The organism is Pantoea sp. App145, from assembly GCF_047947045.1.
In the GTDB taxonomy this organism is placed as follows: domain Bacteria; phylum Pseudomonadota; class Gammaproteobacteria; order Enterobacterales; family Enterobacteriaceae; genus Pantoea.
Map to the genome: position 1 here is coordinate 115,898 of NZ_CP133293.1, position 26,831 is coordinate 142,728.

The window sequence follows — 26,831 nt, forward strand, 5'->3', positions numbered from 1 at the left end:
CCCGAACTCACCTTCAGTTGCTGACGTTGTAGCGCACAGATGCGCTCCCCCGGCTCTGTGTTGCCCTTCAGCCGGAGCCCGCAATTCTCACTGTTTTTCAACCATCAATACACCCATGTGCGGTACGACCGCCAATGAGGACACCACTATGCAGAAACTTTTTGCGTGTGCACTGTTGTGCGCAGCGCTTACCGGCTGCGCCGGTATGAACTCCGACTTCGACTGTAATAAAACCGCCACCGACCAGTGCCTGTCGATGTCTGATGCCAGCCACCTTGCGTCAAAACATCAGAGTCTGGATGACCTGAACGCAAAAAAGGAATCAGGCCCAAAGCCTGCGGCTGAGGCACTGGCAACGCCCGGCAACGTGAAGCCTGCCGTTAACCCGTACCGGCCCGTCAGTGTGGCCACGCTGGCACCCCGTCCGGTGTCCGGTCAGCCGGTCAGCCCCGGTAGTGTGAACTCTGCCATCGTTTCTGTACGCACCGCGGCAGTATCCGCTGGCAGTATTACCCCGGCGAATTACAGCGGACCCGGGCAGGTTGATGCACGACGTATTCCTGACGCCACACAGCGTTTATGGATTGCGCCCTGGGTGGACGAACAGGACAGCTTCCATCAGCCTGCGGTCGTGGAGTTCGTGAAACAAAAATCCCGCTGGGACGAAGACTTTCGGGTCATAAGCGAGGGCGAATAATGGTGCCGATCATCCTTAACGGATACCAGGCGACACGATTACGCCTGTCACAGCCGGGTACCGGACGACTGGCACTGATGATGCAGCGTATGCCGCCGTCATGTGCTTCAGCCGCAGCGCTGCATTTTCACAGGAGCAGGTCTCCTTCTGGCGTTACCGGACATGCATACATTTATGGCGATAATCCCGGAGCCGGGAAATCGCGGTTGATGATCGATGTGATGGGGACGTTCATGGACAAACGGGGAGAGAAATATGATTGGTAACGTCATCGATCATCTGGCCGGTATCCTCAGCAGCAGCCGTGATGAAGGGGGCGCAAAAACGGCCTCAAAGATGCTGCGGGAAAGTTTCAGTCAGCCCTCAATTACCAGCCTGCTCCCCTACCGCGAGTACGATGAAAAGTCGGATCTGTTTATCAACGGCCGGTCGGTCGGTTTCATTATGGAGGTGGCACCGCTCGCTGGGGCGAATCAGCAGGTGGTGCAGGCGCTGGACGACCTGCTGCGCAAGAAGCTTCCGCGCAAAACACCGGTCACCGTACTGATGGTAGCCAGCAAGTGCGTGGGCGATATGCTGGAGAACGGGCTGAGCCGCGACATGTGGAAAGGCGAAATGGCACCGCGCCTGAACGCCATCACCAAAGCCTACTGGGAGCGTTCGGCGCTGAAGGGGCTCGTCAATAACCGCGAGTATCCGCTCTATCTGCGTAATTACCGGGTGTTTCTGGTGTATGCCCATCCGGGAACCGGTGGCCTGCGCGTCATGGATGAAGTGGTGCAGGTGCGTGAAACCCTGCGCGTCTCCATGATGGCTGCGCACATGGATACCCGCCGCGTGGGGGCTGCTGAGTTCCTGACGGTGATCCGCGAGCAGCTCAACTACCGTCCCGGCCAGGTCAGTGCCGGTTCTGAGCACTGGAATCCTGAGCAGGAGCTGCATCGACAGTGCGTGGATCACAGTACGGAGATGGAGGTGCACCCGGGGTTCCTTCGTCTGACCACGGCACGCCAGACAGGTGACCGGCTGACGGGTGATGAAAGCGATAACGCCGTTGCGAGCACGCGCGTGGTGAATATGCAGCTGACAAAGGTGCCGAAACAGTTTGCCCTCTGGCAGGCGGCGGATAACCTCCAGAACATGCGCTTTCCGGACCTCGGCATTCCCTGTCCGTTCCTGCTGAGCTGGACCATCTGCGTGGAGGATCAGGTCAGCAGCCAGAACGAGGCGTTCCGTAAGGAACAGGATATGGGCAAAAAGGCCAATTCCTCCTACGGCAAACTCTTCCCCAACACGCAGCGCACCTACGAGGAGTGGCGTGACCTGCGCATGGGGTTGTCCAGTAACGAAATCGCCATGTGCAGCTTCAGCATGAACCTGACCCTGTTCTGCCCGGATGATGACAGCCAACAGCAGGCCTGCGAACTCGCCGCCATCAACGTGTTCCGCAAAAATGACCTGGAGATGTCCGCGCCGCGTTATCAGCAGCTGCGTAACTGGCTCACCACGTTCCCGTTCCTGATGCAGGAGGGGCTGTGGGACGACATGAAGCACATGAATGCGACCCTGCGCTGTAAGAGCTTCAATGCCGTGAACCTGATGCCGGTGGTTGCCGAACGCCAGATGGCACCTTCAGGCAGTCCGCTGCCGACTTACCGCAACGCGCTGGCCTTTTTTGACATGTTCAGCGAGAGCAACGGGGCAACCAACTTCAACATTGCGGTGACCGGCACGACGGGGGCCGGAAAGAGCTTCTTTATCCAGGAAATCCTGCGTCAGGTGCTGAATTCCGGCGGCTTCGGCTGGGTTATCGACATGGGGGGCAGTTACCGCAACTTCTGTAAGCAGGCGGGCGGGGCCTACCTTGACGGTGCCACACTGCGCTTTAACCCCTTTGCGAACGTGCGTGACATAAAGGAATCCGCCGAGGGCATTCAGGGGCTGCTGACCGTGCTGGCGAGTCCCAACGAACCGCTGGATAAGGTCAGTGAAACCATACTGCTCAAGGGCGTTGTCGCCGCGTGGGAGGCGAAACAGAACCGGGCGCGTATCGACGATGTCGTTCTGTACATGAAGTCGGGTGAGGTCCGACAGGAATATGGCAACCAGCCGACCATCATGAACCGTATCAACGAGCTGGTGCTGCTGCTGGACCGCTGGTGCACCTGGGGGGCGAACGGCGATTACTTCAACTCGGACAAACCCACACTGGACGGCGACACCCGCTTTGCCGTGCTGGAGTTGCTGAGTCTGGAAAACCAGCCGCATCTGCTGTCCGCCATCCTTTATTCGCTCATTCTGGCAATACAGGAAAAGATGTACCACTCGCCGCGCAGCCTGAAGAAGGTGGCCATCATTGACGAAGCCTGGCGGCTTTTCAGCGGCTCAAACCCGCATGCGGCGCGCTTTATCGAAACCGGCTACCGCACGGTGCGCCGCCATCGCGGGGCGTTCATCACCATCACTCAGGGCATCAAGGACTTCACCGGTACCAAAGACCAGGCAGCACCGCCTGCGGCTGCGGCTGCATGGGACTGTTCCGGGACCAAAGTCACGCTGCTGCAGGATGCGAAGGCCTTTAAAACGTATCTCAATGCCAACCCGGATCAGTTCAGCGAAATGGAAACGCAGGTTATCCGCGGTTTCCAGCCCGCACGCGATACGGGGTTCAGTTCGGTGATGATTTCCAGCGGGGAATACAGCTCGTTTCACCGTGTGTTCGTGGACCCGGTCACGCGCGCGATGTTCAGCACCCGCGGGGAGGACTATCAGTACATGAGTGATGCGCAGGAGGCCGGGGCGACCAGCGAGGAGGCCGCTTATCTGCTGGCCTGCGAACCGTATATGTATCAGGCCGAAATGCGCGAACTTGAACAGTGGGCCGGACTCGCGAGCGCCTAATCAGAGGAAACAGCGATGCAGGAAGAATACAGTCAGCCCGCTGAGGCGGGCAGTGCAACACAGGATCCAGCTGATATCAGCGTTCCCGGAGGAATACACACGAAGCCGTCTTTTCTGCACAGCCGGTGGTTATGCGCCGGTGTGGCGGGGCTGCTGATGGCGGTAATCAGCGTCGGAGTCAGTGTGCTGGTTGTGCAGTCATTTCAGCGGGACACCGTGGTCTTTGACATGAAGGGGACCATTGACGCGTTTAAGCAACAGACCGCACAGACGGCCCTGTCCAGGGAGGCGGCGGACACCCTGACGCAGCGGTTCAGCAGGGCGCTGAACAGCAGCCTCAGCGGGTGGCAGGAGAAACATGACAGCGTCATTCTGGTGAAGGGGGCCGTGGTCTCCGGGGGAACGGACATCACGCCGTTGATCCAGGCGGACATTGCCCGCCAGATGCAGGGGGCACCGTGAAGATCCGGCTGGCAGCGTTGCTGCTTATGGTCGTGATCAGCCTGCCTGCTGGCGCAAAAGAACTTGGCACCATCGGCCACGTTTTCCCCATTGCGGAACCTGACCTGCTGACTTTTATTGGTCAGCGTCTGCAGGGCATGAAAGAGAGCGGGGAAATGGACCGGATACAGCGTGAAGCCGAAGCCCGGGTGAAAGCGCATGCTGTGCGTCCGGTACCGGTGGCAGGACTGACGCCGGCAGTGAAGGACAGAACATTCCGCTATGACCCGACGTTTACCGTGCAGGAAACCATCCGGAACATGCAGGGGAACGTGATTGCCCGCGCGGGCGACAGGGTGAACCCGCTGGGTAAGGTGCCGTACAGCGAGACGCTGTACTTCATCGACGGAGATAACCCTGTACAGATGCGCTGGGTTAAGCAGCAGCTGGCCGGGCAGCAGAACTTTAAGGTCATTCTGGTGAAAGGCAACATCCGTGACAGCAGTCTGGCACTGGATGAGCCGGTGTACTTCGACCAGTACGGCACGTTAACAACAAAATTCGGCTTTGAGCACACGCCGGTACGCATCACGCGCGATGACCGCTGGCTTAAGGTGGAGGAGGTGGCACTGAAATGAGTCACAACACACGGGAACAGAGCGCACCCGAAAAAGTAAAACGCCATGCTGCGACCGTGCGTATGGATGACAGTGACAAAAGTGGTCTGCGTACCATGACGGAAGAGCATCCGCTGTACACCGAGTCGGTCATCATTCGTGCGGCGCTGCAGGCCTTTCTGGTCTATGACGGTGCGGTCAGAACGGCCATCGTACTGGCATCACTGAATGATAAAGATGTGGGTGATGTCATGCGGCGTCATGGCATGGGGGGATTGATGAAGCCGGGAGGAACGTATGCAGACTGACCTTGTGCCCCGTCTCATACAGGACTGGCAGACATCTGATGAACTGCCTGTGCAACAAAAGGATGTACCGGTGCAGACCTCGCCGGTTGTGTGCCGTGCGGAAATCGGTCTGTCACCCGACAGCATCAGGGCATTGGGTAACCTGGCGGATCATCTGCCTGCCGCCGGGATGTTTCTGCTGTTGCTGACGATGTCCATTGTTCTCATCCGTGTGGGGCGCATCTGTGTGGCCATGCTTGCAAATAAACCGGGTGCGATGAGCGTAAGGTATGGCACTCCGGTTTCCGCGCCAGCCACTTTCGGCAGCCGGGAAATGGCTGAACGGGTGGCGGAGCACGAAACCACCGCATACTGGCAGCATCTGCTGAACGTGTTCAGTACAGCGCTGGAAGATGAAGGCTACACATTGCACACAGATGAACGTGCAGAGGTGTCACTGCCCCTGTCTGTACGAGTGCGCGTGGGCCGGGAACTGGCAGGAGCACGTCAGTACTATCTTGCCCCTCTGACGGAGCAGTATGAACTGATGGACGAAAGGTTGCGCGAGGATGCTGATAAGCATTTTCTTCTCAGGGCGGATACCTGCCAGCGCGGTGTGAGGGCCGCTGGCTGGTATGTCGTCAGGAGGGATGATCTCTCTGTTCCACACTGAACTGCATTCTGTCCGCGTTGCGCAGGCTGTTCGTTCCTCGCGCAGCTGCGGTACGCCTCAGCCTGCACCCCGCAGGCAGATCTGATTACTCCTTTCTGATACGGCAGCACAGCTGCCACCATGACGGAATTCCTTTCATGACACATCAAGCTGACATAACGGCTCAGCCGGTCGTGCGCGATCGCTGGGGTGGCTGGACACATCCTGATTTTTTTATCCCTGCAGACGATCGCGAATACCCGTTACCGGGTGAGTTTGAGACTTGGCTGAAGGCACATAACCTCAAGGCCGCAACCACGTGGATGGATAACGAGGTACCGGAAGAACAGATGGCGCGGTTCTGGGAAACCGGTAACTGCAGCGACTGGCTCCCTTCCGGGCCCGCAGGCGAGGCCTGGTTTACAGGCAGTATTCACGATACGGACGACGGCCCGGTATGCATCTGGTTGTGCCCGCTCAGGGTGGGGGCAGCGACATGAAACGTTATGTCCTGATGCTCTGTCTGCTTCTGGGTGTGCTGATGGTAAAACCGGAGAGTGCTTTCGCGGATAACGCTGGCGACGGCCGCTGGGTGAATCCCATTACTGACGTCTGCTGGAAGTGCCTGTTTCCTATGACGCTGGGGAGTATTCAGCTGGCATCCGGTAAAAATCCGGACACGTCAAACCCGTCTTCACCGCTTCAGTTATGCCCTGTCGGCATACTGTACCGGCTGGGCCTGGCTATCGGATTCTGGGAACCGATGGCGATGACGGACGTCACCCGAGAACCCGGCGTCATGGTGAATATGGGAGGCTTCAAAATCGACCTCGGGCGGACCGGAACCGGACGGGGTGGACAGAGTGACTCCCCTTCGCCCGGCAGTTTCTATCATGTGCACTGGTACAAGTACCCGCTGATCTTCTGGCTGAACATCATCACCAGTGTGGGCTGTATGCAGACCGGGGATATGGATATCGCTTACCTGTCTGAGGTTGATCCACTGTGGAATGACAGCACGCTGTCCATGATTATCAACCCGGAGGTATCCCTGTTCAGCAGCCCGCTGGCACAGGGATCGTGTGCAGCAGATTCGCTGGCAGCAGCAGCGGGCATGCCGCTGGACCCACTGTTCTGGTGTGCTGGTGCGCAGGGCTCGATGTATCCCTTTACGGGCTATACCAGCAACGAGTTTTCACCCCTTGAAGCGTCGGTCCTGGTCAGTGAGCGCATGGCGTTCAAGCTGCATCGTGAGGGACTGGTCATGGAGTCAGTCGGTGCCGATAACGCCGTCTGTTTTGAATACCCGTCACCGATTATTCCCAAATCCAGATGGCGCTACCAGATGGTGAACATGTATCCGGAGCCGGGTGACTGTCATCCCTTCGGTTCCACGACACAGCTCTGGGGCTCCACTCATAACTCGCCCACAACCAAAAAGAATTTCGGCTACCTCATGTGGCGAAAACGTAACTGCGTTTTCCTGTAAAGAAGGACTCACCATGAATACCCCACTGATCACGGCGCTGACGTTCAGCGCCGCACTGCTGTGCACGCTCAGTGTCCGTGCCGCTGAGCAGCCCACTGTGTCCGGCGATGACATGGCGTACATGAAACAGCAGCAACGCGATCTCGAACTGTTTAAAAGCCAGCTTAAGGGCATGAATATTACGCTGCCGGATGCCCAGCAGGGCCGGGTGGCGCGGATGCAGAATGAAATTGCTGCGTCACAGGCCCAGGATAACAGTGCCTCCCGGTCCACGCCGAAGGCCGTCTACTTTGTGAGCCTGAGTATTCCGGAGGAAGGCTTGCTGCCGATGCTCCAGGATGCCCGGCATTTTGGTATTCCTGCCACGCTGCGTGGGCTGCTGGATAACGATTTCCGGAAAACGGCGTCGGCCATTTTTGAACTGTCGAAAAAGGACCGGCAGGCAGGCGTGCAGATAGACCCGACGCTTTATGAACAGTACGGCATTAAGGCGGTTCCGGCACTGGTTGTGACCTGCGGGAGTCGGTTCGATGTTCTCTACGGCAGCCTGCCGGTGAAACAGGCTCTGGAAGAAGTGAAGCAGCGCGGTGACTGCGCGGCGACGGCTGTGCAGCTTCTGCAGGATGCGGAGGGAACCCGATGAAACGGTATTTCCCTCTAATTCTGATGTTGATGGCCGGGTGGGGGCAGTCTGCTTTTGCAGATGCCGTCAGCGACGCGTTTAATGCAGGGTCAGGTTATGCCAGCAGTAATAAAAACCAGGGAACATCAGCCGCGACCGGAACAGACCCTTCCGCACTGATCCCCGGGTACACCTCAAGCCCTTCTCAAAGTGGGTATTACGGGGGCGTGCAGGGCAGTGATGGGGGGCTGGCGAGTCAGGGCCAGACCGCACTGAGCCAGAGCGAAGCCGGGCAGGCTATTAATGATTCCAGTACAAAAAACCCGGCCGTCACCATCGATCCCACGGCGGATTTTATTCAGAACGGCAAAAACGCCGAGGCAAACAGCGGCAGTATAACAAGCGGTACGAATACCCAGTGCAGTTCAACAACGGTCTCAAAATCGGTGTTTGAGAACTACAGCTGTGACAGGGATGTGAATCAGGTACAGACCTGTGCCCGGACCGCAACGCCGACGCTGAGCTACTCAACAGAGACGCATGACTCAACCATTACCTTTACACTGAATAACGGGACCAGTAACGGTACGGTGGTGACCTATCAGGTTGTGGCCACCTCATCAGGGGTGATTTCGGCCGGTACGGTGAGCTATACCCAGCCAGCAAGCCCCACCAACCATTCCGGCTGGGCGGCTATTATTTCCGGATTCGGGCAGACGGCAACGCTTTACCGTAACAACTCGGCCCCCTTTAACGTCACGCCGCAGACAATAAATAAAGGTGACACGCTGACCTTCACCGTCGGTTCAAATGCCACCGGCCACGTCGGGGACTTTGTCGCGGGGATCGCAACGGCAACCCAGGCAGGAACAGAGGTGATCACGCTGACGTTTCCCATCCAGGAGACGGTGACAACGGCAACGCCCGGAATCAGCTGGAGCACATCCTGCGGGTTCGATCAGAGTACGGCTATTGCCTCAGACGGCAGTGTCTGCACGGAGGAAGGCGGTACCCGGACCGTGACGGGAACTGACGGCCAGTCTTATCAGGTCAGCAGCGACTGCTGGCAGTATTCGGATGCCTACATCGTCCCGGTCAGTTCCACAGGCAACTGCAGCACCCTGATGGCCGACAGAAACTGTACCCTCTCCGCACGAAGCTGCTCAGAAGCCGAGGGCAGTACCTGCCTGCACGAAGCAGATACATATCAGTGCCAGACATCCTACAGTTCCGAAGGCCTGTTATGCGGCGGCCAGTATTTCTGTCAGGGGGGAGACTGCAGCGAAACAGACGGTGCGGGAGACAGCGGCTTTGATACCGCCGTAGCGAAACTCGCCGGCCTCGCGTCAGCGGGCGAAGACGTCAAAAACGATCAGATTAACGTCAAAGCCTTTACCGGCCAGGCCATCTACTGCCGCAAAGCGATGGCGGGTTTCAATAACTGCTGTGTGGACAGTGGCTGGGGTAACAGCGTGGGGCTTGCTAACTGCAGCAGCGATGAGAAAGCACTCGGTGTTGCCCGTGAGAAGAAAGTGACCGTCTACGTCGGTGAAGCCTGCAATATTTCGGTGATGGGTGTCTGCGTGCAGAAAAAGCAGGCCTATTGCGTCTTTCAGGGCAAGCTCGCGCGCATCATTCAGGAGCAGGGACGCCGTGACCAGCTGCACGTGAGTTTCGGCAGCGGCGACACGCCTGACTGTCGGGGCATCACGGTGCCGGAACTTCAGGCGATCAACTTTGACCTGATTAACTTTCAGGATTTTTACAGCGACCTGATAGACAACCAGAAAATTCCGGATTCATCCACGATGGTCCAGCAGGTGAAAGACCGGATTGCCGCTCAGGTTGCTGCCCAGACGGGAGGTAAATGATGAAAAGACTGCTTACCGCCTGCGTGCTCATGACCTGTATTAGCCCGGCATTTGCCGATGAGACCCCGGCTGCTGATGCCGTGATCACACCAGCTGACCCCTTTACCGGCTGGCACTGGTACAACGAGCCGAAGAAAAAGCCGGAACCGCCGGCACCTAAGCCCGCCGCGCCGGTGGTACCGGACTTCAGTCAGCTTTCCCCTGAGAAGCAGGCAGAGGTGCTGAAAGGCTATACAAAGCAGGCGCTGGATCGGGCGATTTTGTATCCCTCTGCGGAAAATACGGCAACCTTCCTGCGCTGGCAGAAGTTCTGGACTGACCGCGCCTCGATGTTCAGCCAGTCATTTGCCGTGGCACAACTCGACCATCCGGATCTCGATTACAACCTGGAGCATCCGCATTACAACAGCACGGCACCGCTGCAGCAGGCGCGCGATCAGGATAAGGAAACACAGGCTATCAGCGAGCTGGCCAGCCAGTACGGTCTTTTCTACTTCTATCGTGGCAGCGACCCGATTGATGCACAAATGGCCGGTGTGGTCGCTGATTTTTCGCGGCTGAAGCACATCTCACTGATACCGGTCAGCGTGGACGGCACGGTTTCCCCGCAGGTACCGGACAGCCGCCGTGATGAGGGGCAGAGTGCACGAATGGGGATCAGCCACTTCCCGGCGCTTTTCCTGGTCGATCCCGCATCGCGAAATTACCGTCCTCTGGCCTATGGCTTCATGACCCAGGATGACTTGGCAAAGCGTTTCCTTAACGTGGCTACCGGCTTTAAACCTAACTTCTGAGGTAATACAGATGTATTCAATTTCTCCTGCCTGGCGGGTGAGGTTACGCACCGCTTTTCAGGTGCGGGATCTCCTGTTGCAGACCTTTGTTATCCATCCTGCGTTGTTATTCTTTGTGCTGTTTCTGCTGCTGTCGCATCACGCTGGCAGCTGTGGAGAGATGCTGCTCAGACAGGCAGAGAACCTGGTACGTAATGCGCCGGACGGTCAGGTGTGGGACTGCCGGACACCCACAGCAGAGGGCGGTACCACCCGTCAGGAGCTGTCCCTGCCGCCGCATGCGATGACACCCGATAACATCCGGGCGACATCTGCACCTGCGGTTGCACCCTGTGTGAACGTCGTCGTAAGGCGTGAGGACTGGGTCTCGGGCATGAACAGCGTGCTGTTGTCACTTTACCTATGCGGCGTGATCTTTTCAGTGATAGCGAGCCTGGCGATACGGGGTATCCGCCGCCGGGCTCAAAGAGGTAATTCATGACCAGACTTCCCTTTATCGCCATACTGTTTATGGCGGGCATTCTGCTTAACTGTCTGCGACAGCTGATAAATTACTCGCCGGTGCTGACCCATGAGGTGCTGGTAACCAGCGCGGTGGCCTGTTTTGCGGGAGCCGCGCTGACGCTGGTTGCGGACATTATTTCTTACCGGCGCGCGCGCCGCCGTGGGGAGGTGAAGTCGTGAAGATAAATCATCTTCTTTCGCTTCTGATGCTCCTCACCCCTCGGGTTGCGCAGGCAACGGTGGCTGATGAGATTGCCGCTATCGAGCAGGTTAAGGCAGCAAAAGGGGTCCAGCTGCCCCAGCTCGGTTTGCCGGGTACGACACCGGCCCGCCTCTCACCGCCGAAAGTGCCGCGTTTCATGACACTGACGGACGGGCGCACGGTAAACCTGAATGATTATGCCATTGTGGTATTTATGCAGCGCAGCTGTCCCCACAGCGCGAAATTCGATCCGCTGCTCAGGGAATGGACCGATAAGGAAGGAATCAAAGTGTATCCCTATACCCTCGACGGTTATGGCGATGTCTCTTTCCCGGTGGCACTCATCCCCCGTAAGTCTGGCCCGAAGGAACCCATCGCCGGCGAAATTCTGACGTTCTTCGGAAACGGCCTGCCCATTGCCACGCCGACCACTTTCCTGGTGAACGTGAACAGCAACATGGCTTATCCGCTCTATCAGGGTGAAACAGATATTAACACGCTGAGCCAGCGGGTAGGCCAGATGATTGAGGCCGATATTGATCACCTCGCCCCGGATACGCTGGGGCCAGTCCCGACCAGCGGCGAGGCAACGCCGCAGTAACCCACCGGCGACGGCTGTCGCCTTTCGGAAAAAAACATGTACGAGACCCCTTTAACCTTCTCCCGGTTCGAGTCGGCGCTGCTGCTCGTCTGTGTGTCACTCCTGGCTGCAGCAGGGCTTTACGCCTGGCTGGTCTGTGACCTGCTTAACCGCACGATAGAACTGGCGATGGGTGGCCCGGATGGGCAGCTGATGAACGGCATGCGGGCCTTTCCGTTGCTGTTTCTTCTCTCTCTGGCCGGAGGTTTTGCCTGCGGCGCTCTGGTCAGCATCACGCTGCGCCGGCATGGATTTATGGAAACCCCTGAACCGATGAAACGACATAAAACATTCCCGGAGGCGATGAAATGAGATGCCGGCAGCTATTACTTTCAGCCATTACAGCCCTGGTTATCAGCAGCCCGGCGCTGGCTGATGTCCAGGGAGACCTGAACGGATTTTTTGGCAGCCTCGGCTTTGACGGTAACGTCTCAAAGGCACAGGCCTGGCAGGGGCAGGCAGCCGGTTACTTTACCGGCGGTTCGGTCTACCTGCGCACACCGGTCAAGCAGGTGCAGCTGATCTCGATGCAGGTGCCCTCGCTTAATGCCGGTTGTGGGGGGATCGATGCGTATCTGGGGGCGTTTTCGTTCATCAACGGTGATGAACTTCAGCGCTTTGTGAAGCAGATCATGAGCAACGCAGCGGGTTACGCTTTTGACCTTGCCCTGCAGACGATGGTGCCGGAACTCAAGCAGGCAAAAGACTTCCTGCAAAAGCTGGCGTCTGACGTTAACTCCGCCAACATGAGTTCGTGCCAGGCGGCGCAGGGGATCATCGGCGGCCTGTGGCCAGTCTCTCAGGTATCGAACCAGAAAATCTGTCAGGACATTGCCGGTGAAGACAATATCTTTTCGGACTGGGCGGCTTCACGACAGGGCTGTACGGTGGGCGGACAGGGTGACAGCGTGACCGGCCGGGCCTCTGATAATGAAAAAGATCAGGTGCTGAAAAACAAAAACCTTATCTGGGATGCGCTGGGACGTAATCACCTTTTCGACGGTAACCGGCAACTGAAGGAGCTGGTCATGAGTGTGGTCGGCTCCATCATTTTTAACAAAGAAGGACAGGTCACCATCCTTTCACCGCTTGTTGATAACCGCGACATCATCACCGTACTGATGCGCGGTGGCAGCGCCAAAATCTATGGCTGCGACGAACCGGATCTCTGTCTCGGCCCGACCGTCGAGGACGTCACCGTCAGCAGCGACGTGGCACTGGTCACGCAGGTACGCAACCTGATGATCTCGATTGATAACAAACTCAGTTCAGATACCGGCCTGTCAGACCAGGAGAAGGGCTTTATTAATACCACGTCGGTGCCGGTCATGAAGTACCTGACCAACTCGCGCAGCATGGGGATGAGCCCTACTTATCTTATCCAGGTGGCAGACTTTATCGCGCAGGACATGATGATGCAGTACCTGCAGGAGCTGGTTAAACAGGCCAGTCAGTCGCTGGCGGGCAAGAACTTCCCGGAACAGGCAGCCGGTGAGCTGCGCAATAACGTCGCCAGTGCACAGTCGCTGCTGGCGCAGATGAAACTGCAATCCACCGCAGACCAGAATGCACTGGACGGGATTGACCGCAACATGCAGTACCTGCAGCAGCAGGTATCCACCATTATCTCAACGTCCTATCAGGGCAATTATCAGTGGGGAACAGGCAATGACTGAAGTCTGGACCATTTATGGCGGAGACATGTGGCGGCAGACGTTTAACGGCGTGGTCACCATTATTGGCTCGGATACGTTCAGCACGCTGAGGCGGATTGTAGGGCTGTTTGGCGTGCTCGGCGTGATGGCTAGTTTCATCAAATCGCGCAATCCGATGGTGTTTGTGCACTGGTTAGCGCTCTTTTTTGTCATCACATCGGTGCTGCTGGTTCCGAAACGCAGCGTGCAGATTATTGATATCACGGACCCGGCAGGGATTTACGAGGTCGATAACGTCCCGGCGGGGCTGGCAGCGATTGCCGGGCTGACGACAGGCGGCGGTTTCGGGGTGGCACAGCTATATGACTATGCGCTGGCGCGCCCGGATTCGCTGACCTACACGAAATCGGGGATGCTTTTTGGTTCACAGGTTGTCGCGCAGTCATCGGATTTCCGGACACAGAACCCGCAGCTGGCGCAGATGATGACCGACTACGTGGAAAACTGCGTGGTGGGCGATATCCTGCTGAATAACAAGTATACCGTGTCGCAGCTGCTGAACAGCACAGACCCGCTGTCGCTTATTACCAGTAATCCGAGTCCGCTGCGCGGTCTGTATCAGGATGCCGGTGGCGGTCGTCAGTTCATCACCTGCCAGCAGGCGGCGGCGGTCATCCAGAATCTTATCGGTGCTGATATCAGTATCGGTGGTACCACCTGGCACGCGCTGGCGACGCGCCTGTTTGGCAGCCGTATTGATGCTGATTCCCTGCTCAGCAGTGCAATGGACGACAGCTACAACTTTTTTTACACCGGAGGCTTAAACGCCTCGCAGATTATGCGTAATAACGTCACGAATGCGGCTATCCGGGATGGCTGGAAAGGCTTTGCCGCCCGATCGTCGGACACGGCCAACCTGCTCAATCTGGCGACGGAGTCCAGCCTGACCAAACAGCGTATCAGCTGGAGTGCCGGCGGAGTGATTGCGGCACGCACGCTGCCGATGTTCCAGTCGCTGATGATGCTGGTTCTCATCGGGCTGTTCCCACTGGTGATTGCACTTGCGCTGGTTAACCACAGCATTTTCGGACTGAACACCCTGAAGCTCTATGCCGGAGGTTTTCTCTACTTTCAGATGTGGCCGGTGATGTTCGCTATTCTCAACTCGCTGGCTAACTTCTACCTGCAATCGAAAACCGGCGGCACGGCGCTGGTGCTGGCAAATCAGGACCAGGTGGCGCTGCAGCATTCGGATGCGGCAAATATTGCCGGCTATCTCAGTATGTCGATACCGGTGCTGGCGTTTTTCCTGACCAAAGGTGCTGCCTCAATAGCCTCTCAGGCGGTGGGTGGCATGATGAGTTCGGCGGCGTTTGCAACCGGCGGACAGGCATCCACGGCGGCTGATGGCAACTGGTCGTTTAACAACATGTCGATGGATAACGTTAATGCGAACAAGTTCGACACCAACATGATGCACAGGTCAGGACAGCAGGCGTTCCAGACCGGTAACGGCTCGATGCACACCCAGACGGCGGACGGACACAGCGTGTATGACACAAGCGGGGCGATATCGAATCTGCCGGTGAATATGCGACTCAGTGCGCTTGCCAGCAGCGGTTTCTCTGAGCAGGCGCGACAGGCACAGCAGCAGGCACAGAGCTCGCTTGATGGCTATAACCACAGCGTGACCAGCGGCTTCCAGCAGATGAACCAGCTGACGCACCAGAGCGGCAACAGTGACAGCCTGACGCAGGGCAGCGACAGCAGCGTGGCCACGAACATCAGCCGCGGGGCGAGCAAAATGCAGTCGGCCGTGGAAAGCTACGCGAAGTCGCATAACATCTCTGAGCAGCAGGCCTATAACCAGCTTATGGATATCAGCAATCAGGGCAGCGCCGGTGCAGGCGCGAGGGCTTATGTGAAATTTGACTCGGGTGACCAGCTGGCCGGTAAGCTCGGCAAGTGGGCTACCGGACTCAGCGCTGGCGGAGAAGGTAATATCAATACCGACTGGCGGCATACGTCAGGCAGCTCGCACGGTACGCAGGACAGCCACGCCGAGGGCCATGATAACCGTCATGACGAGAGCAGTCAGGAAGCCCGCGACTTCCGCGAGGGAATGGATATGGTCACTTCAACCCGCCTGAGCGAATCCGGAAGCCATACGGACAATCAGTCAAATTCGCAGGCACAACAGTTTGCGGCAACCCTGAACGATGCGAAAAGCCAGTACCATCAGTACACGGAAAGCAGCACGCGCAGCCAGGAGTTCAGCCGCATGGCCACGCTGTCACAGACGCAGAGTGCCAGCCTGGATGCGAACTACAATCAGGAGTTTGTGGACTGGAGTACCGCAAAGTTTGGCAGCGATGCACAGAACGTCCTGACCAACGTCAGAAGCGCGCAGGCTGCGGCCACGGAATTTATGCACGAGCGGCTTGAGCCGGAAATCATGCAGAACTACGGCGCCCGCACGGATCAGGTAAACGGTGAGCCGCTGCAGGCGTCACGTTCGCTGGATGTGCCGGGGCAGCCTGCGCAATATGGCGACGGCGGAACGGTAAGTGCGTCCGGTGACACTGATGGCCCGGCGCACAGGTCAGCTCAGAGCTCGCATGCACATTCCGCAGGGGAAATCCCGTCAGCAAAAGAGGGCGTTATGCATGAATCCGCAGCGGTTACTCATCGTGCCGTTTCTGCAGAAGCGCAGAGTTCACGCCCAGGTATCAGCCAAACCGGAGAGGTCAGGACGGGTACACGGGAGCGTAATCTGAACGGCCCGGCAGGCGCACCGTCAGAACTGATGACCCGTGATTTCCGGCAGAGTTCGGAGCTGGTCAGCGAACAGGCGTCCGGGACGGGCATTCGTCACAGTGTGGCTGATAGCGTGGCAGAACAAAGATCTGCCGACATGGAAACTGTCAGGCAGAATGACGGCAAAATCGCTGAAAATAAAACCACTGTTCAGACGTCCAGTGATATACTCAGGAATGAGCATCAGGGTGCGGTGAAGAGTCAGCAAATAGGCCGTACTGAAGAAGATTTGAAACAAACGTTACCTGTTTGGGATAGCTCAGAAAAAAGAGACAGCTTTAAAGAAAAAATCGATGCACTTAGGGCGCAGCAGAGAAAAGCCTCATAATCGAATTGGAGAGGGAAAATGAACAATTTCACAAAAGCAGAGATTGATGCAGATATAACCATGCTGACCGATAAAATTTCGGCAGGAGGCAGAATTATTCCATCCAATTCAGATTTGCTTAAAAAGTGTTTTTTTATACCGGCCGTATCGATTTTTTTGAGTTTAATTAGTACGTGGGTGTTGTATTTTATCGATTCACTTAAGTATTCATATATATCCTCTGAAGGCTACGCCAATTATTTAGTGTCTGAGGGATGGGTCGTGCTTGTACCTACTGCTATTATAGGGTTGCTTTTTTCTTTCATGGCCTATAACAATCTTATTATGTATCTAACGCTCTCAGAGGAATTGCGTAAAAAGTCTCTTATTTTAAATCAACTGAGAAAGGTTGTTCAAAAAACAGTAGTGTTTTTCTTAGTAATAATGATTCTTTCAGCGATATTATCTGGTTTCGTTTCATGGCTTGCTTTTGGTGTGCCAGCTGCAGAGTTGGCTTTGTTTTTTATTGTTAACTTGGTTGTTGGAATGGAAATGAATCGTCTCGGAGCTGGTCTGGCTCTTGAAAAAATCAGCAATCTTATTAAAAATATTTAACCCCATTTGTTTGTTTTTTTCCTTCGTCAACTTCACCGAAGGGGAAGCTCTGAGAAACCTCAGCATGAATATCTGAAAGCCGGGATAGTAACCCGGTTTTCTTATGCCTAAAAACGACACAACTTTTATCCCTGTCCTAGATTGAGGCTTCGGCGTCATTCCATCTTTTTGTTCAGGAACAACACTTCCGGCACCTGGCCGAAAGCTCTTCTTCCCACAGTTTCAACTTATTCAAAACCACGGGATGTGACCATCCCTCTTTTATCGTTAGACAAGGATACGTATATGAACAACCGCAAAGTATTTGTGGCGGCCATTGCTGCTACAACCCTGTTACTGTCCGGCTGTGGTGCAATGAGCACCGCTATCAAAAAACGCAACCTCGAAGTTAAAACCCAGATGAGCCAGACTATCTGGCTGGAGCCATCAAGCCAGAAAACGGTCTATCTCCAGGTACGCAACACGTCTGACAAAGATATGAGTGATCTTCAGACGCTGCTGGCGCAGGACCTGCAGGCCAAAGGCTATACGGTGACGTCATCGCCTGATTCAGCCTATTACTGGATTCAGGCCAACGTACTGAAGGCCGATAAGATGGACCTGCGTGATGCGCAGGGGCTGCTCTCCAGCGGCTATGAAGGTGCGGCAATGGGCGCGGCGCTGGGCAGCGGTATTACCGCGTATAACAGTAATTCCGGTGGAGCTATCCTCGGTGTAGGACTTGCTGCCGGTCTGGCTGGTATGGCGGCAGATGCAATGGTTGAGGATACGAACTACACGATGGTGACCGATCTGCAGATTTCTGAACGCAGCAAGGCAACAGTGACCACGGATAACGTGGCGGCCCTGCGTCAGGGAACTTCCGGTATTAAGCTGCAGACCAGCAGCGAGGAAGGGAACCGCATGAAATACCAGACCCGTATCGTATCGAACGCCAACAAGGTTAACCTCAAGTTTGAAGAAGCGAAGCCGGTCCTTGAAGCACAGCTGGCAAAGTCAGTCGCCGGAATTATGTAAAACCTTTTTTGTGATGATTCCTTTTCGCGGAGTCTCTGTCATATTGCAGGTCACTGAAAAAAGGAATATTGATTGGCCTGCCGGTTGCTCTAACCCGGTGTGGGCATCTTCCAGGAGAGCACAACTGCTTCTCTCCGAACAACAGGATGCCCGCTTTTCCCGCGCGGTATAACACGCGCTTTTTTCTGTTACATCTCTGACGAGTCCGTCTGCGGACCGTCTCTCTCATTTCTCCCGTAATGTCTGCCTGCCCCTGTCCGGGGCGGGTTGTTCCTGCGCGTCATCCGGAGTCTTTATGAGTTTCACCCCGAAATACCTCACGCAGGGCGGTCAGATGACGGCCTACCGTCTGCGCATGTTTGGTCAGGTCAGCAACTGGATATTTCACTGGATACTGATGCTGTTCATTGTCTCCGTGGCGGTGCTGTTCTGGCTGACTACGCCCGATGATGTGCTGCATAACGGTTTCTGGTACTGGGCCGCGTGGCCGACCCATTCTCTGCTGGGGCTGGCTCCCGGCACCACCAGTGCCACCTGGAGTATTGTCTGGCACTGCGGAGATGGTTCGCAGTTGTGCACAACGAAAATGACGCCGTCACAGTTGCTGGCTGACCCCTGGATGCAGGAGATGGGCCATGCTTTTGTGGCCAACCTCAAGTTTCTGTCAGCAGCATGTGGCCTGACAGTTTTTGCTTTGTGGACCCTTATTGTCTGGTACGTCGGCCGTATTGGTAAAAAGGAGAGCGAGGACGAGTTCATCTCCGGTATGACGCTGACGGAGAACCTTAAAGAAGTGAACCGGCTTCTGAAGAAAGCCGGAGAGCGGTCTGACCTGCAGATTGGCGGGCTGCACATGGTAAAGAATGCTGAGGTGATGAATTACCTCATCCACGGCACCATCGGCGTGGGGAAATCCACGCTCATCCGCTGGCTGCTGGATTACATCCGTCGTCGTGGTGACCGCGCCATTATCTACGACTCCGGCTGCACCTTTATCGAGACGCACTACAATCCGCATCGCGATAAAATCCTCAACCCGCACGATAAACGTTGTGAAAACTGGGTGATGTGGCGTGAGTGCCGTGACGTGGTCGATTACGAAAACATGACCGCAGCACTGATGCCGGTTGAAGGAGACTCTGACCCGTTCTGGGTTTCCTCCTCACGTACCATCTTCAGCGACGGTGCGATGCAGTTTGCACCCGACCCGGACCGCAGTATTGAGAAGTTCCTGAAGACTCTGCTTTCCATCGATCTGAAAAGCCTGCGTGAATTTCTGAAGAACACACCATCGGCCAACCTGGTCGAAGAAAAAATCGAGAAGACAGCTATCTCTATCCGTTCGGTGCTGACTAATTATGCCAAGTCACTCCGTTACCTGCAGGGACTGGATAAAGAGGGGAAGCCGGAGTTTAGCATCCGCGAGTGGATGACCAGCCCGGAGTTCGACAGCAGCTGGCTGTTTATTTCTACCACGGCCCGTCACCGCAAGGCGGTGCGTCCGCTGATCTCCATGTGGCTGTCGCTGGCTACTCTGCTGCTACAGAGCATGGGGGAAAACAGTGAGCGACGTGTGTGGTTCGTCGGCGATGAGATCGCTGGTCTGCAGAAAATCCCCGAACTGAACGAAACGCTGGCCGAGGGGCGCAAGTTTGGCGGCTGCTTCGTACTGGGTATCCAGAATATCCCGCAGCTGGTGCACATCTACGGCCGGGAAATGGCCAAAGCCATTTTTGACCTGCTGAACACCCGCGCATATGGCCGCTCACCGAGCGCAGAAGTGGCGAAAATGGTTGAGGAGGAGCTCGGTCATCAGCGGCGACGCGAGCCGCGTGAGCAGAACAGTTATGGTCTTGACCAGGTCCGTGACGGTATTTCTATCGGCAAAGACAAGGTTAACGAACCCATCGTCGATTATGACGTGATCATGAAGATGCCGAACCTGCGCTTCTACGTGCGCCTGCCGGGTGAGTACCCCGTGGTGAAGCTCAGCCTGAAATACCGGAAACAGAAGAAAAATCATCCGGCGCTCATCGATCGTGAGTTCCGCGATCGCCTCAGCCCGGAACTTGAATCCATTATTGCCGGTAACGAGCGCGCGGCAGCGGCAGCACAGATCCGCTTCCCGACCGGTGAGGAGATGCTGGAAGGCAGCACTCGCGAGACCTTTTCCATGCCTGAATCAGCACCTGCACACTCAGTTATCCCCGGGTCCGCAAAACATTCTCAGCGGCCTGAGAGTCAGGTATCCGGCATTCCGGCGGCACCGGAACTGCAGCGGGTAAAAGTGCATATCGTGCCCGCAGAGCGTCCCCCAATGGTAGCGGAAGCACCCTCTTTGTCAGATATCCCTGGCGCCCAAACCGGACGACAGACTTCCGCACCGGTCGATGGTTCCGGTACCCCACAGTCAAATATCCGCCGGTTTCCGCAGCGAGCCGTCACCGCCACACCGTCAGCAGAGGAACAGGTACCCGCCCCTTCGGTGGTGAAGAACATTCCCTCCACGTCTGCACCTGAACGTTCCGTGCGTCCGGTCGTCCCGTCACTGGCAGCGAAACCCGTTGTGCCGGGTGTCAGTGCGCTGGACATGCTGGCGAAAAGGGCTAACAGGTCTGCCGCCGCTGAAAACGAAACGGAAACTGACACTGACTCGACCGGCGACGCGCAGGGAGAAGCCCCTGAGCTGAATATGCAGGCGGAAAAAGATGACGCCGGGAGGCTGACAGTGCGAAGCCGCGGACATAGCAAAGGTGAGCCGGAAAGCCGTGAGGAAGCCTATGCCGAACAATACGTCGGGGCGAACGCCCGCATGGCCGACGAAGAGAAGAATATCCTGCGCCACCGTGATGACTATGCGGCGTATCAGGAGATGAGCGACAGCCTGGACCCGGGAGGGTATGAGCGATGATGACCGTTGCCCCGGTGGCTTCTGCTGCCGACGCTGCCAGCTACTACAGCAGCAAGGATAACTACTACTTTCTGGACGACATGCCGACGCAGTGGCTGGGCGAGGGAGCCCGTGAGCTCGGGCTGGAAGGTCCGGTGGATCTGGATACGTTTACCGGCATACTGCACGGCTCTCTTCCTAACGGCGTGGTACTGGGTAAAGACGTGCAAGGTAGTCACGTCCACCGGCCGGGCCATGACTTTACCTTTTCCGCCCCCAAAAGCGTCTCGATGCTTATCCTTGCCGGTGGCGATAAGCGCCTGCTGGAAGCACACCATGAGGCAGTAAAAGAAACGCTGTCCATCATGGAGCAGATGGTGAGCGCGCGCGACACCAGAGATGGCGTGACCCGAATTGTGGCTACCGGAAAAATGGTGGCCGCACTATTCACGCACGACACCTCGCGTAACCTCGACCCGCAGATACATACGCACGCGGTACTCGCCAACGTGACGGAACTCGACGGGAAATGGAAGGCGCTGGCGACGGACTACATTCACGGTGCCGGCTTTATCGAAACGGCTTACCGTAACCAGATAACCTACGGAAAAATCTATCGCAGCGTGCTTAAAGGGAAGGCTGAAGCCATCGGCTATGAGACCCAGCCCACAGGCGGCCGGCACGACCTGTGGGAAATCAAGGGATTTACCGAAGAAGTGCTGGACGAGTTTTCATCGCGGCACCGTGAAATACTTGATCGGTCCGGTGAAGATGCCTCGCTGAAAAGCCGGGATGTGGCAGCGCTGGATACGCGTCAGCGTAAGCAGGACATCAGTCGCTACGGTGAAGGCAGACGACCATACCCGGAAAAGGATAACGTCAGCCCGTCCTCTGGCGAAAAAAGTCCGGAAGGAACAGCTCCTGCACTGGCGACACCTGCACAGTCAGAACGGAACCAGGAAGCCGGAGAGGAACAGGATGCACCGGTGTTCGGGAAGGATCAGGGGGATACGCTCGCCAGAGGTGAACCGGTTGAAGGCGAACGTGAACCGGATGTGGCTGTTCCTGCCGGCGTAAGTCGGGCACCGGCAGAGCATGATCCGGCCCTTCAGGAGGAGCAGGAAGTACCAATCGTGAAACCTGAGACGGAGGATGGCCGTGAACGCCTGCGCCAGCGCTGGCAGCGCCAGATGGAGGACATCGGTTTCGATATCGGAAGTGTGATAAGCGAGGCGAAAGCCCGTGAGGCAACATTTGAAGTGCCAGGGGAAGCCTTACCTGACATCCCGGAGGCGATGGCGGCAGTCCGCAACGCCATCTCCGTGCTGAGCGACAACCGTACACGTTTTACCTATGGTGATCTGCTGCTGACGGCACATGAGTCAGGTGAGATACAGCAACCCCTTCCTGCTCTGCGTCGGGCAATCGACCAGGCCATCGGTGAGGACCTGCTGACACCGCTTGATGGTGAGAAAGGGGTGTTCACCTCGCATATACACCTGCTCGATGAATTGTCCGTACAGTCTCTGACGGCAGAGATTCTCCGGGAAAATACGGTCGTCAGCTTCAGAGTCCCGAAAAAGGAACCACCTGAGCATCTGCTGCAGGTCTCTCGTGCGCCGGTGGCCATTCTGAGTGCACCTGCGTCAGTGCAGAGTCTGCGGGAAACGGCAGAGGCGCTGGTGACGCTGTCACGTGAAGAGGGGCGTGAAGTGAAGGTGCTGGTCAGTTCCGCGGAGCGCGCCCTGAGCCTGGGTAAATCCGCCCTGCTGAAGAGCGATATCCTTTCCCGAAGCCGTGTACTGGACAGTACATTCAGCCTGGGGGTGCAGAGCACGCTTATCGTGGAAGGGGCAGAAAAGCTGGGTCTGAAAGAGATGCTGGTCCTGACCGGTGAGGCGCGGGAGAAAAACGCGCAGCTGCTGTTTCTGGACAGCGCCGGACGTCAGTCAAACGCCAGTGCACTGTCCGTACTGGCTTCCGCAGGAGCTGAACGTTTTGCCCTGACCGGGCCGGGTCCAGAGATGGAAGCCCGGGTTATCAGCATTCAGGATAAGCGGGAGCGCTATCAGGTGATGGCTGATCGGTTTGCCGACCTGAGCGGCCAGGATAATCCGGTCACGGCGGTGGTGGTGGGGGCGCGTGAGCAGCAGCATCTGACAGGTGCTATCCGCGAGGCGCTCATGAACGCCGGAAAACTGGAGCGGGAGACCGTCACCGTGCAGGCTCGCACACCGGTTTTTGTGACCACAAAGGCACGTAAACTGCCGGGAACCTACCGGGCCGGTATGGTGCTCGAAGACCGCACGGAAAAAGAGGAAACCCGTCATTACGTCATTGATCGGGTGCACGAGGACACCCGCATGCTGTCGCTGGTTGACAGTGACGGGGTACTGAGCCGTGTGAAGCTGAGCGCGCTGACCGGGGACTGGAGACTGTTTACGCAGAGCGAGCTGAGTGTGGCGCAGGGAGAGCAGCTTTTCGTGCTCGCTGCCGATAAAGCGGCTGGTCTGAAAGCGCGCGATCGCCTCACGGTAACGTCAGCCGGACCGGGTGAGCTGACTGTCGTGCGTGAGGGGCAGAAAAGACCGTTACGTCTTGCAACGGACAGCCCGCTCTATGTCACGCACGGTTATGTCAGCGCGCCAGGCAGCCGGGACAGTGAGCACGGGACCGTACTGGCATCACTGGGTGCGCGCGACCTGTCGGCTAACATGATGAACATGCTCGCTCAGTCCGGCAGCCTGGCGGAAATTTTCACCGGTGAGGCTCAGTCACGCGCGGAAGAAAAGCTTGGGCGCCTGCGTGATAACCGCTCGCCGCTTGCGCTGGTACGCCAGCTTAGCGGGCGGGAGGAGGCGGGTGAGGCCATTGATGCACTGAAGGCGGGCCTGCTGACCGATACCCAGAAGGCCTTGTCGCGCGCGGTGTCCAATATGCGCGAGGTGGCGTTTTCGTCAGCGATGCTGACTGAGAAGGCAGCCGGATTCCTCGGCAGTACGCAGGGGCTGAGTGATGAGATTGCGCGGCAGGTTAAAGAGGGGGGACTCATCCGGGTGCCATACGGCGGAGAGGTGCGCTACGTCGCCCGCGCCACCTGGGAAATGGAGAAAGCGATTATCCGGGAGGTTGAGGCGGGTAAAAACACTCAGGCGGCGCTGATGGCCAGTCCGGGGGGCGTGTTGCCGGCCACCCTGACCACCGGTCAGCGGCAGGCCTCGGCCCTGATCCTGCAGAGCACTGACCGTTTCACAGCAGTACAGGGCTACGCAGGCGTGGGAAAAACCACGCAGTTCAGCGCGGTGAAAAATGCCATCGATACGCTGCCAGAGGCTGTGAGACCGGTCGTTATCGGGCTGGGTCCGACGCACCGCGCGGTAAAGGAAATGCGCGGCATCGGTATCGATGGCCAGACCATGAAATCCTTCCTGGTAGACTGGCAGCAGCGTACCGCTGCCGGGGAGCAGGTGAGCTATGCCGGCAGGCTGTTCCTGATTGATGAGGCGTCCATGCTCGGTAACCAGGATACCGCCGAAGCCCTCCGTGCCATTGCGGCCGGAAACGGCCGGGCAGTGATGGTCGGTGACGTGGCGCAGCTGGAATCACCGGAAAGCGGTGCGCCGTTCCGGTTGCTTCAGGAGCGCAGCCCGATAGATGTCGCCGTGATGAAGGAAATCAAACGCCAGCTCAGCGATGATCTGCGTGGGGCGGTCTACAGCGTTATTGAGAACAAAGCGGCGGCGGCGCTGGAGAAAATTGACCAGGTCCTGCCCTCTGCGGTACCCCGCCAGGCAGGCAGCGCTGCACCAGCCCGGTCCGTAACGGAAGTACCTCCGCCGGAAAAGGACGAAAATGGCATGGAACTGCCCGCGCCCGGCGTGACGGACGCTGTGGTCGCGGACTACATGAGCCGCACGCCTGCCGCACGAGCAGAGACACTTATTGTGGTGTCGCTCAACGAGGACCGGCGTTCGATAAACGCCGGTATACATCAGGCGATGGTGGATGCCGGTGAGCTTGGCACGAAAGCTGTCACGGTGCCGGTGCTGGAACGCATCAGCAGCGGACGCCATGATTTTAACCGTATTGAGTCGTGGCAGTCCGGTCAGGTGGTGCTGGTCAGCGATCGGTATCTCAGCGTGACGGGTGTGGACCGGGGCACGCAGAATGTGCTGCTTCGGGATGAGGAAGGGCGGATGCGTTATTACTCTCCGGCAGAACTGAACGCGACCGAAATCGAGGTGTTCAGGCAGGAGACGCTGGAGCTGCGCGCGGGGGACAGCGTCAGGATGAGCAAGACCCAGCGGCAGGCGGGGCACGCAGCACACGATCAGTACAGGGTGTCGCAGGTGCGGGACAACGGCGAAATTGTGCTGAGTGGATCGACCGGCGACAAGGTCATCTCTCCGGGGGACACACAGGCAGACCGGCACATTGACTATGCCTGGGCGGTCACAGGGTACGGGGCACAGGGAGCCAGCAGCCGGTTTGTCATTGCGCTTGAAAGCGGGCTGGGGCGACGCGGTGTGATGAGCGGTATGCGGGCTTTTTACATCAGCCTCTCAAGGGCGAAGGAGCATGTCCAGGTCTATACCGACAGCCTGAAAAGCTGGAAAGAGGCGCTGCTCCGCGAGGAGAAGGGGTTTAAAACGGCGCATGATGCTCTGTCGCCGGAAACTGAGCGTAAACAGGCGCGGGGCATATGGGGAATGGGACAGGCGGTTTCCAGAACGGCCATCGGTCGTGCGTTTCTTAAGGGGAACGGACTCAGTAACGCGCCCGTTCTGGCCCGGATCATCCCGCCCACACGGAAGTACCCGCAACCCCACCTTGCTCTGCCGGCGTATGACGCTAACGGCAAGACTGCAGGATTGACGCTTGTTCCACTGAACCATGATAAGGGGGTTATCGCAGCGGGCAATCCGCGGCAGCTCGCCACTGACGGGGCACAGGCCGCGATTCTCCAGAAAAGCCGGAACGGTGAAACCGTGATTGTCAGCGACCTTGCTCAGGGACTGGCTGCAGCGCGTGACAGACCGGAGGTCGGCATACTGCTGCTGACCGGCAGGCAGTCTCCTTCTTCTCAGTTGCTGAAGGTGGCGGGCGGGCATCCCGGACAGGCCTCGCGTCCGGATGAGACGCTTCTGCGGCTGGTGCAGTCAGAATTGCAGGACATACTTCGTGCCCTTCCGGAGGATGCTTCTGTCCCTGATGAAAAAGCGGTGCTTCGTTCAGCGCTTGAGGCCGTGGAAAAATCACAGAGATTGCCGGACTTTCAGATGTCGGATGAAAGAACCCCACAGAAGGAAGCAGCCGATATCAGGAGCATCGTGGAGGTGCGTGATTCGCTGACTACTCGCATTGCAGACGTGATAAAGCAGCAGCTGCAGTCACTCCCGGGCGAAAAAGAACCCGATTATGCGGCGCTGGTCCGCCAGGCTTCCACTGCGCTTGCAGGCGAAAACAATCTGCCGGACAGCGCTGCTGTGCAGGCGGTCCTGAGTGCGCTTTCAGGTGCTCAGATCCCAACAGATTTTCGCCGGTCTTCTGACATCACCCCGGGTGAAACGATTCCATCAGGCGTGCTGAAGCAGGTACAGGAAGAACAGGACCGGAACCGGGCACCGTTAAAGAATATGCAGAATGACCTGTCAGAAAAAATGCTGGCGAGTGCAGCACGTGAAATGGAAAGACAGCGTCAGCCTGAGATCCCGCCGGAAACAAGAGGACGGCAGCCTGAACGGGAAGAACTCTCCCATGGCAGGGTCCGAAATATCCAGAAAGAACGTTAATCACTACTGCCGGTCCCATTC

Annotated in this window: 21 protein-coding genes; all 21 read left to right on the forward strand. The window is 57.2% G+C overall.

The window, feature by feature from the left end:
- The first annotated feature begins 148 nt into the window (after window positions 1-148).
- The 21 genes from traV (at window position 149) to mobF (ending at window position 26,810) form a co-directional block, all read left to right on the forward strand.
- Entirely contained in the window at window positions 149-697 is a 549-nt protein-coding gene (gene traV / locus RCF31_RS25465; RefSeq protein WP_416414458.1) for a type IV conjugative transfer system lipoprotein TraV, read from the forward strand.
- Between the two features lie 255 nt (window positions 698-952).
- Window positions 953-3,598 carry a type IV secretion system protein TraC gene (gene traC / locus RCF31_RS25470; RefSeq protein WP_416414459.1) on the forward strand — a complete coding sequence of 882 codons (2,646 nt, stop codon included), beginning with the start codon at window positions 953-955 and terminating at the stop codon, window positions 3,596-3,598.
- 15 nt (window positions 3,599-3,613) lie between these two features.
- Window positions 3,614-4,060: a type-F conjugative transfer system protein TrbI gene (trbI, locus tag RCF31_RS25475; RefSeq protein WP_416414460.1), complete on the forward strand. Its 447-nt coding sequence runs from the start codon at window positions 3,614-3,616 to the stop codon at window positions 4,058-4,060.
- A complete protein-coding gene (gene traW, locus RCF31_RS25480; RefSeq protein WP_416414461.1) occupies window positions 4,057-4,677 on the forward strand; it encodes a type-F conjugative transfer system protein TraW in 621 nt (206 codons plus the stop codon). Before trbI ends, traW begins: the two co-directional genes overlap by 4 nt.
- Window positions 4,674-4,964, forward strand: a complete 291-nt coding sequence (locus tag RCF31_RS25485) for a hypothetical protein (protein WP_299455847.1) — start codon at window positions 4,674-4,676, stop codon at window positions 4,962-4,964. The genes traW and RCF31_RS25485 overlap by 4 nt, the downstream gene beginning before the upstream one ends.
- Window positions 4,954-5,616, forward strand: coding sequence for a hypothetical protein (locus RCF31_RS25490; RefSeq protein ID WP_416414462.1), 663 nt, complete (start codon window positions 4,954-4,956; stop codon window positions 5,614-5,616). The genes RCF31_RS25485 and RCF31_RS25490 overlap by 11 nt, the downstream gene beginning before the upstream one ends.
- Window positions 5,617-5,753: 137 nt before the next feature.
- The gene (locus tag RCF31_RS25495; protein ID WP_416414463.1) at window positions 5,754-6,095 is read left to right on the forward strand and encodes a hypothetical protein; all 342 of its coding nucleotides are present in this window, start codon (window positions 5,754-5,756) and stop codon (window positions 6,093-6,095) included.
- Window positions 6,092-7,084 carry a conjugal transfer pilus assembly protein TraU gene (gene traU, locus RCF31_RS25500; protein ID WP_416414464.1) on the forward strand — a complete coding sequence of 331 codons (993 nt, stop codon included), beginning with the start codon at window positions 6,092-6,094 and terminating at the stop codon, window positions 7,082-7,084. The genes RCF31_RS25495 and traU overlap by 4 nt, the downstream gene beginning before the upstream one ends.
- Before the next feature lie 13 nt (window positions 7,085-7,097).
- On the forward strand, window positions 7,098-7,727 hold the full coding sequence (gene trbC / locus RCF31_RS25505; protein ID WP_416414465.1) for a type-F conjugative transfer system pilin assembly protein TrbC: 630 nt from the start codon (window positions 7,098-7,100) through the stop codon (window positions 7,725-7,727).
- A complete protein-coding gene (traN, locus tag RCF31_RS25510) occupies window positions 7,724-9,577 on the forward strand; it encodes a type-F conjugative transfer system mating-pair stabilization protein TraN (protein WP_416414466.1) in 1,854 nt (617 codons plus the stop codon). Before trbC ends, traN begins: the two co-directional genes overlap by 4 nt.
- Window positions 9,577-10,371, forward strand: a complete 795-nt coding sequence (gene traF / locus RCF31_RS25515; RefSeq protein ID WP_416414541.1) for a type-F conjugative transfer system pilin assembly protein TraF — start codon at window positions 9,577-9,579, stop codon at window positions 10,369-10,371. The genes traN and traF overlap by 1 nt, the downstream gene beginning before the upstream one ends.
- A gap of 10 nt (window positions 10,372-10,381) precedes the next feature.
- Window positions 10,382-10,852 (forward strand): hypothetical protein, encoded by a 471-nt coding sequence (locus RCF31_RS25520; RefSeq protein WP_416414467.1) that lies wholly within the window; start codon window positions 10,382-10,384, stop codon window positions 10,850-10,852.
- Window positions 10,849-11,055, forward strand: a complete 207-nt coding sequence (locus tag RCF31_RS25525) for a hypothetical protein (RefSeq protein WP_299455836.1) — start codon at window positions 10,849-10,851, stop codon at window positions 11,053-11,055. Before RCF31_RS25520 ends, RCF31_RS25525 begins: the two co-directional genes overlap by 4 nt.
- A complete protein-coding gene (trbB, locus tag RCF31_RS25530) occupies window positions 11,052-11,678 on the forward strand; it encodes an F-type conjugal transfer protein TrbB (protein ID WP_416414468.1) in 627 nt (208 codons plus the stop codon). Before RCF31_RS25525 ends, trbB begins: the two co-directional genes overlap by 4 nt.
- A 36-nt stretch (window positions 11,679-11,714) precedes the next feature.
- Window positions 11,715-12,029, forward strand: a complete 315-nt coding sequence (locus RCF31_RS25535; RefSeq protein ID WP_299455834.1) for a hypothetical protein — start codon at window positions 11,715-11,717, stop codon at window positions 12,027-12,029.
- Window positions 12,026-13,393, forward strand: a complete 1,368-nt coding sequence (gene traH / locus RCF31_RS25540) for a conjugal transfer pilus assembly protein TraH (protein WP_416414469.1) — start codon at window positions 12,026-12,028, stop codon at window positions 13,391-13,393. Before RCF31_RS25535 ends, traH begins: the two co-directional genes overlap by 4 nt.
- The gene (gene traG / locus RCF31_RS25545) at window positions 13,386-16,517 is read left to right on the forward strand and encodes a conjugal transfer mating-pair stabilization protein TraG (protein ID WP_416414470.1); all 3,132 of its coding nucleotides are present in this window, start codon (window positions 13,386-13,388) and stop codon (window positions 16,515-16,517) included. Before traH ends, traG begins: the two co-directional genes overlap by 8 nt.
- A gap of 18 nt (window positions 16,518-16,535) precedes the next feature.
- Entirely contained in the window at window positions 16,536-17,111 is a 576-nt protein-coding gene (locus tag RCF31_RS25550) for a hypothetical protein (RefSeq protein ID WP_416414471.1), read from the forward strand.
- A 285-nt stretch (window positions 17,112-17,396) separates the two neighbouring features.
- Window positions 17,397-18,128, forward strand: a complete 732-nt coding sequence (gene traT / locus RCF31_RS25555) for a complement resistance protein TraT (RefSeq protein ID WP_416414472.1) — start codon at window positions 17,397-17,399, stop codon at window positions 18,126-18,128.
- A gap of 295 nt (window positions 18,129-18,423) precedes the next feature.
- Entirely contained in the window at window positions 18,424-21,039 is a 2,616-nt protein-coding gene (traD, locus tag RCF31_RS25560; RefSeq protein WP_416414473.1) for a type IV conjugative transfer system coupling protein TraD, read from the forward strand.
- Window positions 21,036-26,810, forward strand: coding sequence for a MobF family relaxase (gene mobF / locus RCF31_RS25565; protein WP_416414474.1), 5,775 nt, complete (start codon window positions 21,036-21,038; stop codon window positions 26,808-26,810). The genes traD and mobF overlap by 4 nt, the downstream gene beginning before the upstream one ends.
- Window positions 26,811-26,831 lie beyond the last annotated feature (21 nt).

Coding starts and splice junctions, on each gene's coding strand:
- traD (WP_416414473.1), top strand. CDS start 18,424: ATGAGTTTCACCCCGAAATACCTCACGCAGGGCGGTCAGATGACGGCC.
- traG (WP_416414470.1), top strand. CDS start 13,386: ATGACTGAAGTCTGGACCATTTATGGCGGAGACATGTGGCGGCAGACG.
- trbI (WP_416414460.1), top strand. CDS start 3,614: ATGCAGGAAGAATACAGTCAGCCCGCTGAGGCGGGCAGTGCAACACAG.
- traF (WP_416414541.1), top strand. CDS start 9,577: ATGAAAAGACTGCTTACCGCCTGCGTGCTCATGACCTGTATTAGCCCG.
- traU (WP_416414464.1), top strand. CDS start 6,092: ATGAAACGTTATGTCCTGATGCTCTGTCTGCTTCTGGGTGTGCTGATG.
- RCF31_RS25490 (WP_416414462.1), top strand. CDS start 4,954: ATGCAGACTGACCTTGTGCCCCGTCTCATACAGGACTGGCAGACATCT.
- traT (WP_416414472.1), top strand. CDS start 17,397: ATGAACAACCGCAAAGTATTTGTGGCGGCCATTGCTGCTACAACCCTG.
- RCF31_RS25550 (WP_416414471.1), top strand. CDS start 16,536: ATGAACAATTTCACAAAAGCAGAGATTGATGCAGATATAACCATGCTG.
- RCF31_RS25525 (WP_299455836.1), top strand. CDS start 10,849: ATGACCAGACTTCCCTTTATCGCCATACTGTTTATGGCGGGCATTCTG.
- RCF31_RS25535 (WP_299455834.1), top strand. CDS start 11,715: ATGTACGAGACCCCTTTAACCTTCTCCCGGTTCGAGTCGGCGCTGCTG.
- RCF31_RS25495 (WP_416414463.1), top strand. CDS start 5,754: ATGACACATCAAGCTGACATAACGGCTCAGCCGGTCGTGCGCGATCGC.
- RCF31_RS25520 (WP_416414467.1), top strand. CDS start 10,382: ATGTATTCAATTTCTCCTGCCTGGCGGGTGAGGTTACGCACCGCTTTT.
- mobF (WP_416414474.1), top strand. CDS start 21,036: ATGATGACCGTTGCCCCGGTGGCTTCTGCTGCCGACGCTGCCAGCTAC.
- traC (WP_416414459.1), top strand. CDS start 953: ATGATTGGTAACGTCATCGATCATCTGGCCGGTATCCTCAGCAGCAGC.
- RCF31_RS25485 (WP_299455847.1), top strand. CDS start 4,674: ATGAGTCACAACACACGGGAACAGAGCGCACCCGAAAAAGTAAAACGC.
- traV (WP_416414458.1), top strand. CDS start 149: ATGCAGAAACTTTTTGCGTGTGCACTGTTGTGCGCAGCGCTTACCGGC.
- traN (WP_416414466.1), top strand. CDS start 7,724: ATGAAACGGTATTTCCCTCTAATTCTGATGTTGATGGCCGGGTGGGGG.
- traH (WP_416414469.1), top strand. CDS start 12,026: ATGAGATGCCGGCAGCTATTACTTTCAGCCATTACAGCCCTGGTTATC.
- trbC (WP_416414465.1), top strand. CDS start 7,098: ATGAATACCCCACTGATCACGGCGCTGACGTTCAGCGCCGCACTGCTG.